The organism is Methyloparacoccus sp. NF-16 (assembly GCF_056880625.1).
In genome coordinates, this window is record NZ_CP174130.1 from 1787852 (window position 1) to 1803199 (window position 15348).

Genomic DNA, 15348 nt, shown 5'->3' on the forward strand with positions numbered 1-15348 from the left:
GCATCGCCGCCAGCAGACACGCCATACCCGCCCGCCCATCTGCGGCGCATTACCTGTCCGTAACCCCGAAGGAGAATCATCGCGCCATTTCAGCAGGGAATTCGTTTGCCGGAAGCGCTCGCCCACAGCCGCATGGGCGGGCCATCCAAGAACGGCAATCATCATGCCGCCATACACAAAGGAGAACCTCATGCCAAGCCACCGCATTGCCGCAAAAGCCATGATCGCCAGCTGCCTCCTGTTGGGTAGCCTGTCCCCGGGAACCGCACCCGCGGCGCCCCTCAATCGCCTTGTGTCATTCTCGAAAAAGCTGTGCGATTCCAATGCGCCCGGCGCGCGTTGCGATGCCACGCAACCGGCTTTGCCGACCACCTTCACGGTCGTTTCCAGAATCGGTCACAGAAAGGTTAACCAGCTGGTGATCGAGTTCGTGTCAGGCGTCTGCGTCGGCGACGGACGGGCGGATTACATTGCCATCACCTCGACGCCGGATGGTGCGCCCAAGAAAAACCCCGATGCGGGGGACAATTTCAGCAACAATTACTTTTACTTCACGCCCAATCAATATATTGCGCCAGCGGGTAGCAACGGGGTTCAGGTCTTGTCGCAAATCTCGAGGATATACCTGAGTCCTGGCGATGCCATTACGCTCGAACACGACTCGGCCACCAGCGGGGTTCAGCGTTGCGTCGTGGAACTGAACGGGCACTACGACCTTCGCTGAACACCCGGCGCATCCCACTCCGCCATGGCCCGCGAGCTGATCCGGCGAAGCTCTGGCATTCGGTATCACCGGCTTCCGCCACCACCGCGACGCCCGGGTTCATGGTGGCAGGTCCATCGTGCGGAAGGCACGCCCCCGCCGGTGAAGCGCCACGTTGACGCGGCTCCGCAAGGCTTGCTCGTGCCCCTGAAAAACGGCGACAGCATCCCCAGGCCGCACCGGCGCGTGTTGTCCCAGGATCGGTAGGGGATGGGATGCCTGCGGAGACCGGCGAAGCGGCGTGGATGGGCTTGCCGCACCCCGGCGATACGGCCATTGCAGCGCTCGGGCCGGCCATGGGTCCTGAGTGGCTTGGCGATGCCAGGCGATGCGCCACCTGCCGCCCGGCACGGGCATGATCGAACGCGCGTGCGTCCGGGGGCCGTTGCTCGCGACGGTGGCAGCGATGGGCCCGGGCCACGCCGGCGATACCGGTGCGGTCCAGGACATCCTGGGGCATCGCCCGCCGCCCGCGGGTGGCGCTGCTATGATCGACCGTCGAGCCACCGCCAGGTCAGACGGTGGCATTGCCCCGCCAGGAGGTTTCCCATGAAGGCGTCCGAGGATTTTCGCTGGCATCATGCCGATGGCGCCGCCCTGCTGAGCGCGCTGAAGAGCGACCCGCGCACCGGCCTGCAGGCGCCGGAGGTTGTCCGGCGTCTGGCTGCGCAGGGGCCGAACCGGCTCACGCCACGTCGGGGGCGGTCGCCGCTGATGCTGTTCCTGTCGCAGTTTCACCACCCCCTCATCTATATCCTGCTGCTATCCGCCGCCGTCACCGGCCCGCTCAAGGGCTGGGTGGACGCGGGCGTCATCCTCGGCGTGGTGCTGGTCAACGCCGTCATCGGCTTCATCCAGGAAATGAACGCCCTGCGTGCGATCGCCGCGCTTGCCAACGTGCTGAACGTCAACGCCACCGTGCTGCGCGACGGCCTGCGGATGGTGGTCCCGGCCAGCGGGCTGGTACCCGGCGATATCGTCCATCTGCAATCCGGCGACAAGGTGCCGGCGGACCTGCGCCTGCTGGCGGTGCGCGAACTCCAGATCGACGAGTCGATGCTGACCGGCGAGTCGGTACCGGTGGAAAAGACCACCAGCCCCCTGCCCCCCGATACGCCGCTGGCCGACCGCACCAACCTGGCGTTTTCCTCCACCCTGGTCAGCTACGGCACCGGTACCGGCGTGGTGGTGGCAACCGGCGACCGCACCGAAATCGGCCGCATCAACCGGATGATCGCCGAGGCCAGGGAGCTGGAAACGCCGCTCACCCGCAAGATCGGCCAGTTCAGCTGGATACTGATGTGGTTCATCCTCGCCCTGGCCGGCATCGCCTTCGGGGTCGGCGGATGGCGTGGCGAGAACCTCGTGGAAACCTTCGTGGCCTCGGTAGCGCTGGCGGTGGCAGCGATTCCCGAGGGTCTGCCGGTCGCGGTAACCATCACCCTGGCCATCGGCGTCGCGCGCATGGCCAGACGCAACGCCATCATTCGCAAGCTGCCGGCGGTGGAGACCCTGGGCGGCACCAGCATCATCTGCTCCGACAAGACCGGGACCCTGACGCAGAACCAGATGACAGTCCAGGCCATCCTCGCCGGCGGCCGGCGCTATGCGGTCAGCGGCGCCGGCTATGCCCCGGCGGGAGCGTTCCGGCGCGACGACCGGCCGGTCGAGGCCGCCACCCAGCCGGCGCTGCTGGAAATCCTGCGCGCCGGGCTACTGTGCAACGATGCCCGGCTGTATAGGGACGGCAACGCCTGGCGCATCGAAGGCGATCCTACCGAAGCGGCCCTGCTGGTATCCGCCCACAAGGGTGGACTGCACCGCGAACCGGCCCAGGACAGCCACCCGCGCCTGGACGCGATCCCCTTCGAATCGGTCCACCAGTTCATGGCGACCCTGCATCACAACCGTGCCGAGGACGCCCGCCATGTCTATCTCAAGGGCTCGGTGGAAAGCCTGCTGGACCGTTGCGAAAGCGCCTTCGACGAAGCGCTGAGGCCGGTGCCGCTGGACGTCGAGGCCATCCAGCGGACGGTCGCCGAACTGGCCGGGCAGGGCCTGCGGGTGCTGGCGTTCGCCCGCGGCGATCATGCCGCCGGCGAGGCCCTGCACCACGATCACGTGAGCACGGGGCTGACCTTCCTCGGCCTGCAGGCGATGATCGACCCGCCGCGCCCGGAAGCCATCCAGGCGGTGGCGGACTGCCGCCGCGCCGGCATCCGCGTGAAGATGATCACCGGCGACCATATCGGCACCGCGGTGGCCATCGCCCGCCAGATCGGGCTCACCGATCCGGATGAGCCGCTGCATGCCCTGGACGGCCGCGCGCTGGCCGAGCTGCCGGAGCGCGCCTGGCCGGCCACGGCGGAGAAGACCAGCGTGTTCGCCCGCGTCGCCCCGGAGCAGAAGCTGCGCCTGGTCACCGCCCTGCAGGCGCGCGGGCATGTCGTCGCCATGACCGGCGACGGGGTCAACGATGCCCCGGCGCTGCGCCAGGCCAACATCGGTGTCGCCATGGGCATCACCGGCACCGAGGTCGCCAAGGAGGCCGCCGCCATGGTGCTGACCGACGACAACTTCGCCAGCATCGCCGCCGCCGTCGAGGAAGGCCGCGGGGTCTACGACAACCTGATCAAGTTCATCACCTGGACCATCCCCACCAACATCGGCGAGGGCCTGGTCATCCTGCTGTCGATCCTGCTCGGCATCGCCCTGCCGATCCTGCCGGTACAGATCCTCTGGCTGAACATGTCCACCGCCGTGCTGCTCGGCCTGCCGCTGGCGTTCGAGGTCAGGGAAGCCGATATCATGCAACGCCGCCCCCGGCATCCGGACCAGCCGATCCTCTCGCGCACGCTGATTTTCCGCTCGGTGCTGGTGGCCCTGCTGCTGACCGCCGGCGCCTTCCTGGAATTCGAGTGGGAGCTGGCGCACGGGGAGCCGATCGCCAAGGCGCGCACGGCGGCGATGAACCTGTTCGCCGTCGGCGAGGCGTTCTATCTGCTGAATTGCCGCTCGCTGAGGCATTCCATGTTCAAGATCGGCCTCTTTTCCAATCCCTGGGTATGGGCCGGCATCGCCGCCATGCTGCTGGCGGAGGCCGTCATCATCTATCTGCCGGCGATGAACTGGCTGTTCCAGACCCAGCCCCTGGGCTGGCCCGAATGGCTGCTAGCCATCGGTTGCGGCCTGCTCGTCTACCTCGTCGTCGGCACCGAGAAGCTGTTGCGCCTGTGGCTTTCCAGGCCTCGGCGGCGGCAAGGCGGCGGCTAGAATATGCGGCCGAGACCTTGGGGGAGATATCCATGATCGCGCAGTTGCCGCCGCGACCGCGGCGGCAGGTTTTCCGGCGCCCGCTGGCCGGGCTGGTCCTGAACCTGTGGCTGGCCGGCCTGGCCGGATGTGGCGGGAAACCGCCCGACACCCCGGCGGCGGCCGCGGCCGGTCCCATCGTGGAGGTCGTCGAGGTCACGCAACGCGACGTGCCCGTCTACCAGGAATGGGTCGGCACGCTGGACGGCATGGTGAACGCCCAGATCCGCGCCCAGGTCACGGGCTACCTGATCCGCCGTCACTTCGAGGAGGGGCAGCTGGTGAAGCAGGACCAGCTGCTCTACGAAATCGATCCGCGCACCTTCCAGGCGACCCTGGACGGCGCCCTCAGCACCCTGGCGCGCGAGGAGGCGCTGCTGAAAACCGCCCGGCTGGATTACGAGCGCATCCAGCGGCTCTTGCCCGAGCGCGCCGTCAGCGTGCGCGATCGCGACAATGCCCTGGGCCGGGTGGCATCCGGCGAGGCGCAGGTGATGACCGCCAGGGCCGCCGTGCATTCGGCCCAGCTGGATCTGAGCTTCACCCGCATCCGCTCGCCGATCACCGGCATCATCGGTCTGTCGCAGGCGCAGATCGGCGACCTCGTCGGCCCCAACAGCGCCAACAGCAATGCCCTGACCACGGTGTCGCAGCTGGACCCGATCCGCGCCTACATCTCGATCAGTGAGCAGGATTACATGCGTTTCGCCACCAAGGCGGACGCGAGCGAGGGCCCGCCCGACCTGGATCTGATCCTCGCCAACGGCGAGCACCATCCCCGCACGGGGCGCTTCTACGTCGCCGACCGTCAGGTCGACCCGACCACGGGCACCATCAAGGTGGCAACGCTGTTTCCCAATCCCGGCAACATCCTCCGTCCCGGCCAGTTCGCCCGCGTGCGTGCGCAACTGCGCACCAAGCGCGGCGCGCTGCTGGTGCCGCAGCGCGCGGTGACGGAACTGCAAGGCGGCTACCAGCTGGCGGTGGTCCGCCCCGACGACACCATCGACATCCGCGCGGTCAGGCCGGGCGAGCGGGTGGCGTCGCTGTGGGTGATCGACGAGGGGCTGAAGCCGGGCGAGCGGGTGATCATCGAGGGCATCCAGAAAGCCCGCCCGGGCCTGAAGGTCACGCCACGCCGGCCGGCTTCCGCCGACGACGCCCAGCCGGCCACGCCCGTCCATCCCTGAACCCCATGTCGCGCTTCTTCGTCAACCGGCCCATCGTGGCCATTGTCATCGCCATCCTGATGGTGATGGTCGGCCTGGTGGCCATGCTGGGACTGCCGACCGCGCAGTTCCCGGACATCGTGCCGCCGGAGATCCAGATCAGCACCACCTACACCGGCGCCGACGCGGTGACCGTCGAGCAATCCGTCGCCACCCCCATCGAACAGCAGATGTCGGGGGTCGACAACATGAACTACATGTACTCGGTCAACGCCAACGACGGCACCATGACGCTGCGGGTCAACTTCGACGTCAAGACCGATCCCAACACCGACCAGGTGCTGGCGCAGATGCGCAAGGCGCAGGCGGAATCGCAGGTACCGAGCGATGTCCGCAACTATGGCATCAACGTGCAGAAATCGACGGCCTCGCCGCTGATCCTGTTCGCCCTGTATTCGCCGGACAACCGCTACGACAACATCTTCCTGGCCAATTACGCGCACATCAACATCAACGACCAGATGACCCGGGTGCCGGGCATCGCCAGCGTCACGGTGTTCGGCGCCGGCAAATACGCCATGCGCATCTGGGTCAAGCCGGACCAGCTGGCCAAGCTGAACCTGACCATCCCGCAGATCGTCGAGGCGGTGGAGAACCAGAACCGCGTCAACCCGGCCGGCCAGATCGGCAGCGAACCGGTGCCGCCGGGGCAGGAATTTACCTACTCGGTGCGCGCCCAGGGCCGGCTGCAAAGCGAAGAGGAATTCGGCGATATCGTGTTGCGGGCCAATCCGGACGGCTCGATGGTGCGCATCCACGATGTCGGCCGGGTGGAACTGGGCGCACAGACCTACAACCAGATCGGCCGCCTGAACGGCAAGCCCTCGGCGCTGATCGCCCTGTACCAGCTGCCCGGCACCAACGCGCTGGCCGCCGCCCAGGGTGCCCGGGACATGATGGAGGAGCTGAAGCGGCGTTTCCCGCCCGGCCTCGATTACCTGGTCGCGCTGGACACCACGCTGGCGGTCAGCGCCGGCATCGAGGAGATCATCCATACCCTGTTCGAGGCGCTGGCGCTGGTCATCGTGGTGGTCTTCGTGTTCCTGCAGGGCTGGCGGGCGACGCTGATTCCGCTGCTGGCCGTGCCGGTGTCGCTGGTCGGCACCTTCGCCCTGTTCCCGGTGCTGGATTTTTCCATCAACACCCTGTCGCTGTTCGGCCTGGTGCTGGCCATCGGTCTGGTCGTCGACGATCCCATCGTCGTGGTCGAGGCGGTCGAACACCACATCGACAAGGGACTGAGCCCCAAGGAGGCGACGCTCAGGACCATGCAGGAGGTTACCGGCCCGATCCTGGCCACCTCGCTGGCGCTGATCGCGGTCTTCCTGCCGACGGTGTTCATTCCCGGCATCACCGGCCGGCTGTATCAGCAGTTCGCCGTCACCGTGTGCGTCTCCATCGCCATCTCGACCTTCAATTCGCTGACCCTGAGTCCGGCCCTCTCGGCGCTGCTGCTGCGGCCGAAGACCCATGCCGGCCCGCTGCAGCCGTTTTACGACGGCTTCAACCGGATCTTCGGCCGGGCCACCGAGGGCTACGTCGGCATCTGCGCCCTGCTGATCCGCAAGTCGGTGATCAGCCTGCTGTTCCTGGCCGCCGTGGCGGCAGCCGCGGGCGGGCTGGGCAAGCTGGTGCCCGGCGGCTTCCTGCCGGAGGAGGATCAGGGCTACCTGTTTGCCGGCATCCAGCTGCCGAACGCCGCCTCGCTGCAACGAACCGACCAGACCGCGCGCAAGGTCGAGGAGATCCTCGCCCGCACGCCGGGCGTCGCCCATTACTCGTCGGTGGCCGGCTTCAGCCTGCTCAGCCAGGTGAGCAACACCTACAGCGCGTTCTTTTTCATCTCCCTGAAGCCATGGGAGGAACGGCAGGCGCCGGAGGAAAAGGCCGCCGCCATCATCGCCCGGCTGAACCGCGAATTCGCCGCCATCCCCGACGCCATCGGCTTCGCCTTCCCGCCGCCGGCGATTCCCGGCATCGGCACCTCCGGCGGCGTGACCATGGTGCTGGAGGACCGCGCCGGCCGCGATCTCGCCTTTCTGGCCGGGAACGTGCGCAAGTTCATCCAGGCGGCCCAGGCGCGCCCCGAGCTGGCCTCGGTCAGCACGACCTTCCTGCCGACCGTGCCGCAGGTCTATGTCGATGTCGACCGGGACAAGGTGCTCAAGCAGGGCATCAACCTTGCCGATGTCTACACCACCCTGCAAAGTTTCATGGGCTCGGGTTTCATAAACTATTTCAACCGCTTCGGCCGCCAGTGGCAGCTGTATGTCCAGGCCGAGGGGGAATACCGCAAGGACGACCGCCAGCTGAACCAGTTCTATGTGCGCAACAAGGACGGCCTGATGGTGCCGCTGGATGCCCTGACCCGCGTCGATACCACGCTGGGGCCCGAATTCACCCTGCGCTACAACCTCTACCGCAGCGCCCAGGTCAACGCCAGCGCCAGCCCGGGCTACAGTTCGGCGCAGGCCATGCGGGCCCTGGAAGAGGTTTTCGCCGACACCATGCCGCGCGAGATGGGCTTCGACTACATCGGCATGAGCTTCCAGGAACAGCAGGCGCAGCAGGGCGTGTCGGCCAGCCTCATCTTCGGCTTCGCGATCCTCTGCGTGTTCCTGATCCTGGCAGCGCAGTACGAAAGCTGGAGCCTGCCGTTCAGCGTGCTGCTGGGGACGCCCATCGCCATCTTTGGCGCCTTCGTCGGGCTCTGGATCGGCCACTACGAGAACAACCTCTACGCCCAGATCGGCCTGGTCATGCTGATCGGCCTGGCCGCCAAGAACGCGATCCTGATCGTCGAGTTCGCCAAAGCCGGCGTCGAGCAGGGCAAGACCACCCTCGATGCGGCCCTGGACGCGGCGCGGCTGCGGCTGCGGCCAATCCTGATGACGGCGCTCTCGTTCCTGCTCGGCTGCGTTCCGCTGGCCACCGCCAGCGGCGCCGGCGGCCTGTCCCGCCAGGTCATGGGCTACGCCGTGATTGGCGGCATGACGGCGGCGACGCTGATCGCCATCTTCCTGATTCCGGTGACCTTCTATGTCGTCGAACGGATCGCCGGGCGCCGGCAGACCGATGCCGGGGAGACGCCGAGTGGCTGAGCGCAGTGGCGGCATGCCTTCACGATTGGCCGGCAGCTTGCTGGCCGTCCTTGTCCTGGGGCTCGGCGGCTGCTGGAAGGTCGGGCCGGATTACCAGCGGCCCGAGTTCCCGACGCCCAAGCACTGGCGGTTCGCCGCCCAGGGCGCTCGCGACGTCACCAACCTGGAGTGGTGGCGGCTGCTGAACGATCCAGCGCTGAACCGCCTGATCGACGAGGCGGTGCGGAACAATCTCGACCTGAAGATCGCCGTCGCCAACGTCGAGCAGTTCATGGGTCGCTACGGATCCACCCGGGCCAACCTGTTCCCGCAGATTTTCGGCAACGCCCTGTACGAGCGACGGCTGATCAGCGGCGCCGAGTCGGGCACCATCAACGATCTGCCCTTCGTCGACCGCGACCACGCCATTCTCGGTGGCCAGCTGACCTGGGAGCTGGATGTCTGGGGCCAGCTGCGCCGGGCCAAGGAAGCCGCCAGCGCCGACCTGTTCGCCCAGGTGGCCGCGCGTGACGCGGTGGTGCTGACGGTGGCCGCGCTGCTGGCGCAGACCTACATCAACCTGCGCGCCGTCGATCTGACCCTGGAGGCGACACGCGGCATCATCGACACCCTGAACGAGGAGTCCCGCATCGCCAGGACCCGGCTGGAAATCGGCTACACATCCGAACTGGAATACACCCAGGTGCTCTCGGAACTGGAACGGCGCAAGGCGCTGGTGCCGGTCTTCGAGCAGCAGATCGCCGAGGCCGAGCACGCCATCAGCCTGCTGCTGGGCAGGAATCCCGGCCCGGTGGCGCGCGGCCGGTCGCTGGACGAGCTGGCGCTGCCGGCGGTGCCCGAGGGATTGCCTTCCGACCTGCTCCGCCGCCGGCCGGATATCCAGCTGGCGGAGCAGAACCTGGCCGCCGCCACGGCGCGCATCGGCGTGGCGCGGGGCGAATACTTCCCCAAGGTGCGGCTGACCAGCATGGGCGGGCAGGCGGCACAGGATCTCGACCAGATGTTCCTGCCGGGCGCGAGCTTCTGGTCCGTGGGCCTGCAGCTGGTCGGGCCGATCATCACGGCCGGCAAGATCGAAGGTCAGGTCCAGGCGGCCGAGGCGATCCAGCGGGCGGCCCTGGCCAGCTATCAGCGCGCCATCATCAGCGCCTTCCGCGATTTCGAGAACGCCCTGGTGGCGCGGAAAAAATCCCTGGAACGGCAGCAGGCGCAGCAGGCGCGCGTCGACGCGGTCAACAGCTACGCGCGACTGTCGCGACGGCAATTCGACGAGGGCTATACGCCCTACATCGTCGTGCTGGATTCGCTGCGGCAGCTCTACGATGCCGAGATCGACCGGATCCTGGCCCGCAACGACAGCTTCGTCGCGGCCATCCAGCTGTACCGCGCCATGGGCGGCGGCTGGGTCGTGAACGCGCAGCGCAGGGCCGAAACGCCGCAGCCACGCGAGGCGAGCATCTTCCCGTAGGACGGAGCGGCGCGCACCCCGCGCGACGGCCCCATGGCCGTCAACGGCAGCAATCGTCGCGCGCAGCCACGGGTGAGCCCGATCACTGCCGGCCATGGTGCCGGGAGGCGCGCGGGAACATCCGGCTAGAACCGGACTTCCGTCTGCACATAAAAGTAGTTGACATTGTCATGATCCGCCGGGGCCTCGGGTGCGTTCCGGGCGAAACCGCCCTTGATCAGGTAATTCCATCCCAGCTCCAGGCTGAGGTTGTAGCGCGGGTCCCAGCGCACGGAGAGTTCCACCGTATGCCCCATGAAATCTCCGGCGTGACCGGTGGGATCGATCAGACCGGCGGGTTGCCAGAGCGCCTTGGCATCCGCCATCCACCACGCCCGGTAGGCCACGAAGCTCGTCAAATTCCGATGCGGAATCAGCAGGAGCCGCATGCCGGGGGCGTTGATGTTGTTGCGATTGAAGGGTCCCCAAATACCGGTTGGACCGTACTCGAAGCGCCGCGCGCCATAGAGGGAATCGAATGAACGGGTCGTGGTGCCGTCGTCACCCAGGCCACCCGAGGCGTAGTCGTACTGGGCTATCAGGCGGGGCTGCCAGGGCAGGTTAAAGGTATAACCCACTTGGAGATGCTGCATGAAAGCCTCGTGGGAGAGCACGCTGGACCAGGGCGTTTCCCGCGAGGTGCCGGTCTGGGCCACGCTTTCAACCTCGAAATCCCACTCACCCTTTCTGGCGGGCCAGAACACCCGGAATCCGGGCGTGAAAAGACGGCGCCGGCCGAGCCTGGACTGATCGAAATCCTCGTACACATAACCGGGCACTTCGTTGAGATAGTAGAAGTACAACTCGCCGTTGAGATCCCAGGGCAGGGCACGCGTTTCGAGGAAGAGACCAGCGAACAGCATGTCCTGTTCCTCTTCGTTCCACGCCCAATCGTTGTGGAGCAGTTGCTCCTTCTGGTCCGGCAGGCGGAGCACCGGCTGGGCGGCGAAGGCATGCACCTGCCAGTCCCCCTGCCCCTCCCGCAAGCGCATCATCAGACCGGTGAACGAGTTGACGGTGTTGCGATAGGCATTCCGCGCGACGAGTCGCCGGCTGCCCAGTTCCAGGGTCTGCCGGCCGACCTTGGCCTCGAAACCCAGGCCCGAATCCAGCAGATTCCGGGTGCTCCAGGCCCCGTACAGCTGGGTGAAGTTGGCGACGTTGACCATCGTGTTGTTGAGCGTGTCGTCGGGTTTGGCGCCATACTGCCGCGCATCCCAGAGTTCGAAGCCGGCCCGATACCCGTCCTGATGCGCCTCGAGCCACAACACCGTCTGCAGCGGAACCTGGTCCTGGCCGCCGGTTTGCCCACGCCGCCAGGGCCCGTCAAAGCTTTCGTAGCGCGTCCGGTGTTCCAGCATGCCGTTGAGCCACCGGGGCATGCCGAATATCTTCCGCGCGTTGAAATGCTCGTTCAGATACCAGCGGTTCTTGCCCGTCAGCCAGTCCTTCCGCTGACTGCCGCCCGCTGTCAGGCTCCACCGGTCGGGGCGTTTGTATTCGGGCGTCATGGCGCCCTTCTGGTCCTTTTCCGGGGTGGGCCCGACCCCCGGGTCCACTTCGGTTTCATCCCCTTCCGCGCTGGCGGCGGCAGGCGTTGCCGGCGTCTGCGGATCGCGCGGGGCGGTCGCCTCGGGCCGGGCCGTCCCGTCGCCCCCGGCCCACGCCGTGGCCGAAAGCCAGCCCCAGCAGACCAGGCCGGTCAGGGAGCGCCAGCAGAGACCATGCCTCGGTTTCGTCACGGCCCAGGGTATCGTGATATTGATCTCGCTCCCTTTGCGATCGAAGCGGTTCGCGCGGGTTACGCGGCCGGATCATGCCGGGGACTCCAAGCCGACAGCGAGTGGCGCCATGTCGGGCCGACGCGCGGAACGCCCGGCGGAATCCCGCCGGGCGCGTCGGCGTCTTCCATCCCGTCATGCCCCTGACGAGTCGGGGTCAAGGCTCCCCTTCCGGATGGGAGCCGAGCAGGATGGCCAAGGGCCGCGTGTACGGGCTGGCCTCGAGCGCGATCAGCAGCGCGGTGGTCAGCGGCACCGCGAGGAACATGCCAATGATGCCGAACAGCCATCCCCAGAACAGCACGGCGATCAAGATCGTCAGCGCCGAGATTCCGAGGCCCTTGCCCATGATCCTGGGTTCCAGGATCTCGCCGATGACGATGTGCAACACCAGGTATCCGCCCGCCACCAGCAAGGTCGTCTGCGGGTCGGTCTGGACCAGCGCCATCAGGACCGGCGGAACCATCATGACGATGGCGCCGACGACGGGAATGAAGTTCAGCAGGAAGGTCAGGATCGCCCACAGGACGGCAAAGTCGATCCCGAGCACCCGCAGCAGCAGCCACGCGCCCGCCGCCATCAAGAGGCTCATGCCGCATTTGATCCGCATGTAGTGATTGACCGCGCCCAGAACCCGCTGCAACCGCGCCACGCCGTCGCCGCCCAGGGCAAACGCCGCCGCAAGCTTCGCCGGGAAGGCCGATGCTTCGAGCAGGATGAAGACGACGATGAGAATGACGAGGAACCCCTCGGCAAACAGGCTGCTTGCGCCCGACAGCAGCAGCCGCACCGCGGCCGACACCCTGGCGGGGTCGATGAGATCCGGAACGGCCTCGGTGGACCCGCCGATGCCGATGCCCTCGGCCCAACGCCCGAACTGCTCGCTCAAGGCCGCGAAGCGTTCCTGATAGCCCGGGAAGCTTTCGCGAAACCCTTCCACCGCACCGGTCGTCATCAGCGCGAACAAACTGCCGGCATCCAGCAGCACGAAGGTGATCAGCGCCAGCGCGCCCCATTTCGGCACGCCATGACGCCGCATCCATTGCAGCATCGGGGTCGCGACGATGGCGATGAAAGCGGCCAGCAGGATCGGTTCGAGCACCGGCGCGGCCACTTTCAGCAAACCGATCACCAGTGCGCAGGCACCCGCAACCATGGCCCCCCTGGCCGGGGGACTGAAATCACCGACTACGCTCATTGGACCTCCAGCCACGGCCATCGAGGACATCGCATTGCTGTTGACTCATCGAGGGATTGACCACGCCACCACCCAGCATCGCCAGTCGTCAGGGGCCTAAAGCCGGGTATTCAGACGCAGCCCGTAAACGAAGGAATCGGTGGCGATGGCGCCCGCGCCCGGTGAGATGTACTGGATATCCGGGGTGATATTGAGCCAGGGCGCCACCTGAAAATTGTAGAAAACCTCCAGACCGTTACCATTCTGCGGCCCAAACAAGGCGCGTGGCAAAGGACCAAACTCACGACTGGCGCCGGCAAAATACCAGCCGATGCCAAAGCGGTCGCCCTTGTTCCAGCCAAAGGGATTCTTGCCGCCTATCCCGAGTTGCAAGAAATACCGAATCGGCGTCGGATTGCCGTCGCTCAGGGAGGCGCGGCCGAAAATACCCCAGCCGTCCGCAGGATCCAGCGGACTTTGGATGAAAAACTGATCAAATCCATGGTAGACCGTCCATGAGCTCGGCAGGGTGGGAAATCCGGGAACAGTCGGTTCGGGATATTCGCCTGGGGGCGGTTCGGCGAACTTGAGATTGGTCAGCGGGTGATTTTTCCACAAACCGCCGACATGCTGCTCGCCGGACAGGCCAAAGAAACTCGTCTTGAGTTTGACCTCACTGCCCACGATGATGCCTTGCTCGAACAGATCATCGAAACGAAAAAATTCTGCGGTGCGATCCTTGGGATCATAGACGTAGGCTCTGACCGCACCCCAGGACTGCCGAAACAATGCACCGGCGGTGAAAGATGTATACGGCAAACCCAGTAGAAATGCCGGGTTGGCAATGAAGGCCTGATTGACGAATTGATCGGTGCCATCACCACCGGCGAAGGTGTCCTGATCGACCGCACCCAGTACATCCTTCTTGCCGGCAAACACGATCAGGGATTCCGACAGTGGCTGGGTATACATGAAGTTGGTCATGTACAACATCCCCGGGTCGTCGGGACGCGGCGGCAGGGCGGCCGGGAATACGGCAGGTGCGTATGATCCCGTGCGCGAACTAATGTTGCCATAGCTGCCGAACCATTGTTCTCCTCTCACCAGCAACTGGCCATAGGGCAGGCCAATCAGCTTATCCAGGTCGAACAACAGGTCGTATTCGCCGCGGCCGGTATATTTGAACGCATCCCCCCGCCCCAGTTCGGGGACTGTGGGTCGATAGATGCCTCCGGCCACGCCGAAGGCATAGTGCGTCATGCGGCCAGCGAAGGTGACGCCATGATCCTGAAGATACGGCCGTATGCCGCCCCAGTCGCCGGTCAAGGTCGAGCGATTCCAGAAATCGCAGCGGGGATCGGTGTTCCGGAAGGCGTTGCAAACCGGTGCGGGTGCGGGCGGACAATCGCTGCCGCAGCCGCTGTCAGCGTTGGTGAATGGGCTGATCGGCATACCGATGGCCAACACGAAGAGTCCGCTCAGAACGCATCTCGCCTCGCGTCGCCGTGCCTGTCGGCCACGCTCCATCTGATCAGAGCGCTCTTGGAGGAGGCTTGGTGGCGGTCGTCATGGCTGACCGCTCACCAGTATCCGGTCAAGCCCAGGAACGGCCCATTCAGCGTGGCACTGGTCTGGATGGGACCGCCCTTGTCGACGTCATAACGCACGACCTTGTAACCCGCCTGGAGGGACAACGGTATGTCGAGGTCCATCAGCCGGTACCCTACCAATCCCGCCACGCCACCGGTAAAGTCGACACTCCCCACGCCAAACCCGCCGCCATTGGCGTCGACGAGCATGAAGATTTCCGGTGTGAAATCCACCATGAAACGACCGCCAAGGATGGGACTGGTGAACGCATGGCTCACGGACACATTGGCCCGCCGCCCGGTGAACGGTGCGGTCAAGCTGGTGCTGTTGTCCAGCCAGAGGGTCCGTCCGGCGACATACACCTCCAGCATGTTGGGCCGTCTCTGGCCCTTGTAGGCAGGCGTATCCGCGGCGATGGCGCCGAAAATCCGATATTTCGCACCGTAATCCAGGATGCCGACGGCACTATCGATGCCGCTCCCGACATTGCCAAGAATGGGTTTCATGGCAATATCCATATAGTTACCGTCGAGGAAAATCCCGAAGCGGTCGTAGTGCCCCTCCAAGCGACCCATGAAGCCCAATGGGAAACGCCGCGACTTGTTATTGATATCAATGAAACTGGAATCGATCGAACGGTTGAAGGGCCCTGCCGTTAAATTGCCTTTGATACCAGATGTCCACAGATAAGCCGTCAAATTGAAACCCCAGGGACTATTGGTAGTGGGCGCAGATGGATCGGCTGTTTGGTCCACTGAGCGCGCGGGTTCCTCCGCATGGCTGACCGACGTCAGGACAAGCAGTGTCAACACGGCCGGCATGAGGCGTTTTATCAATAGGGCCCATGATTTCATTCGCTGACCTCCATATGGATTACTTATTGCCTTG

At 65.6% G+C, this 15348-nt stretch carries 9 protein-coding genes; 5 read left to right on the plus strand and 4 right to left on the minus strand.

Features of this window, described 5'->3' with window-relative positions; translation table 11 throughout:
- Positions 1-190: 190 nt before the first annotated feature.
- From ACH5N8_RS08625 to ACH5N8_RS08645, 5 genes are all read left to right on the plus strand, one after another.
- Positions 191-724: a hypothetical protein gene (locus ACH5N8_RS08625; RefSeq protein WP_483281008.1), complete on the plus strand. Its 534-nt coding sequence runs from the start codon at positions 191-193 to the stop codon at positions 722-724.
- A 588-nt stretch (positions 725-1312) separates the two neighbouring features.
- Entirely contained in the window at positions 1313-4036 is a 2724-nt protein-coding gene (locus ACH5N8_RS08630; protein ID WP_483281009.1) for a cation-transporting P-type ATPase, read from the plus strand.
- A 32-nt stretch (positions 4037-4068) separates the two neighbouring features.
- Positions 4069-5265, plus strand: a complete 1197-nt coding sequence (locus ACH5N8_RS08635) for an efflux RND transporter periplasmic adaptor subunit (RefSeq protein WP_483281010.1) — start codon at positions 4069-4071, stop codon at positions 5263-5265.
- A gap of 5 nt (positions 5266-5270) precedes the next feature.
- Positions 5271-8405, plus strand: a complete 3135-nt coding sequence (locus tag ACH5N8_RS08640; protein WP_483281011.1) for an efflux RND transporter permease subunit — start codon at positions 5271-5273, stop codon at positions 8403-8405.
- Positions 8406-8418: 13 nt separating this feature from the next.
- Entirely contained in the window at positions 8419-9873 is a 1455-nt protein-coding gene (locus tag ACH5N8_RS08645; RefSeq protein WP_483281012.1) for an efflux transporter outer membrane subunit, read from the plus strand.
- 125 nt (positions 9874-9998) lie between these two features.
- On the opposite strand, the gene ACH5N8_RS08650 is transcribed toward ACH5N8_RS08645, so the two are convergent.
- The 4 genes from ACH5N8_RS08650 to ACH5N8_RS08665 form a co-directional block, all read right to left on the minus strand.
- Complete coding sequence (locus ACH5N8_RS08650) at positions 9999-11654, minus strand: alginate export family protein (RefSeq protein WP_483281013.1); 1656 nt, start codon at positions 11652-11654, stop codon at positions 9999-10001.
- 196 nt (positions 11655-11850) lie between these two features.
- Positions 11851-12825 carry an AI-2E family transporter gene (locus ACH5N8_RS08655; protein ID WP_483281014.1) on the minus strand — a complete coding sequence of 325 codons (975 nt, stop codon included), beginning with the start codon at positions 12823-12825 and terminating at the stop codon, positions 11851-11853.
- A gap of 162 nt (positions 12826-12987) precedes the next feature.
- Complete coding sequence (locus ACH5N8_RS08660) at positions 12988-14337, minus strand: carbohydrate porin (protein ID WP_483281015.1); 1350 nt, start codon at positions 14335-14337, stop codon at positions 12988-12990.
- A gap of 113 nt (positions 14338-14450) precedes the next feature.
- Entirely contained in the window at positions 14451-15281 is an 831-nt protein-coding gene (locus ACH5N8_RS08665) for a porin family protein (RefSeq protein ID WP_483281016.1), read from the minus strand.
- Positions 15282-15348 lie beyond the last annotated feature (67 nt).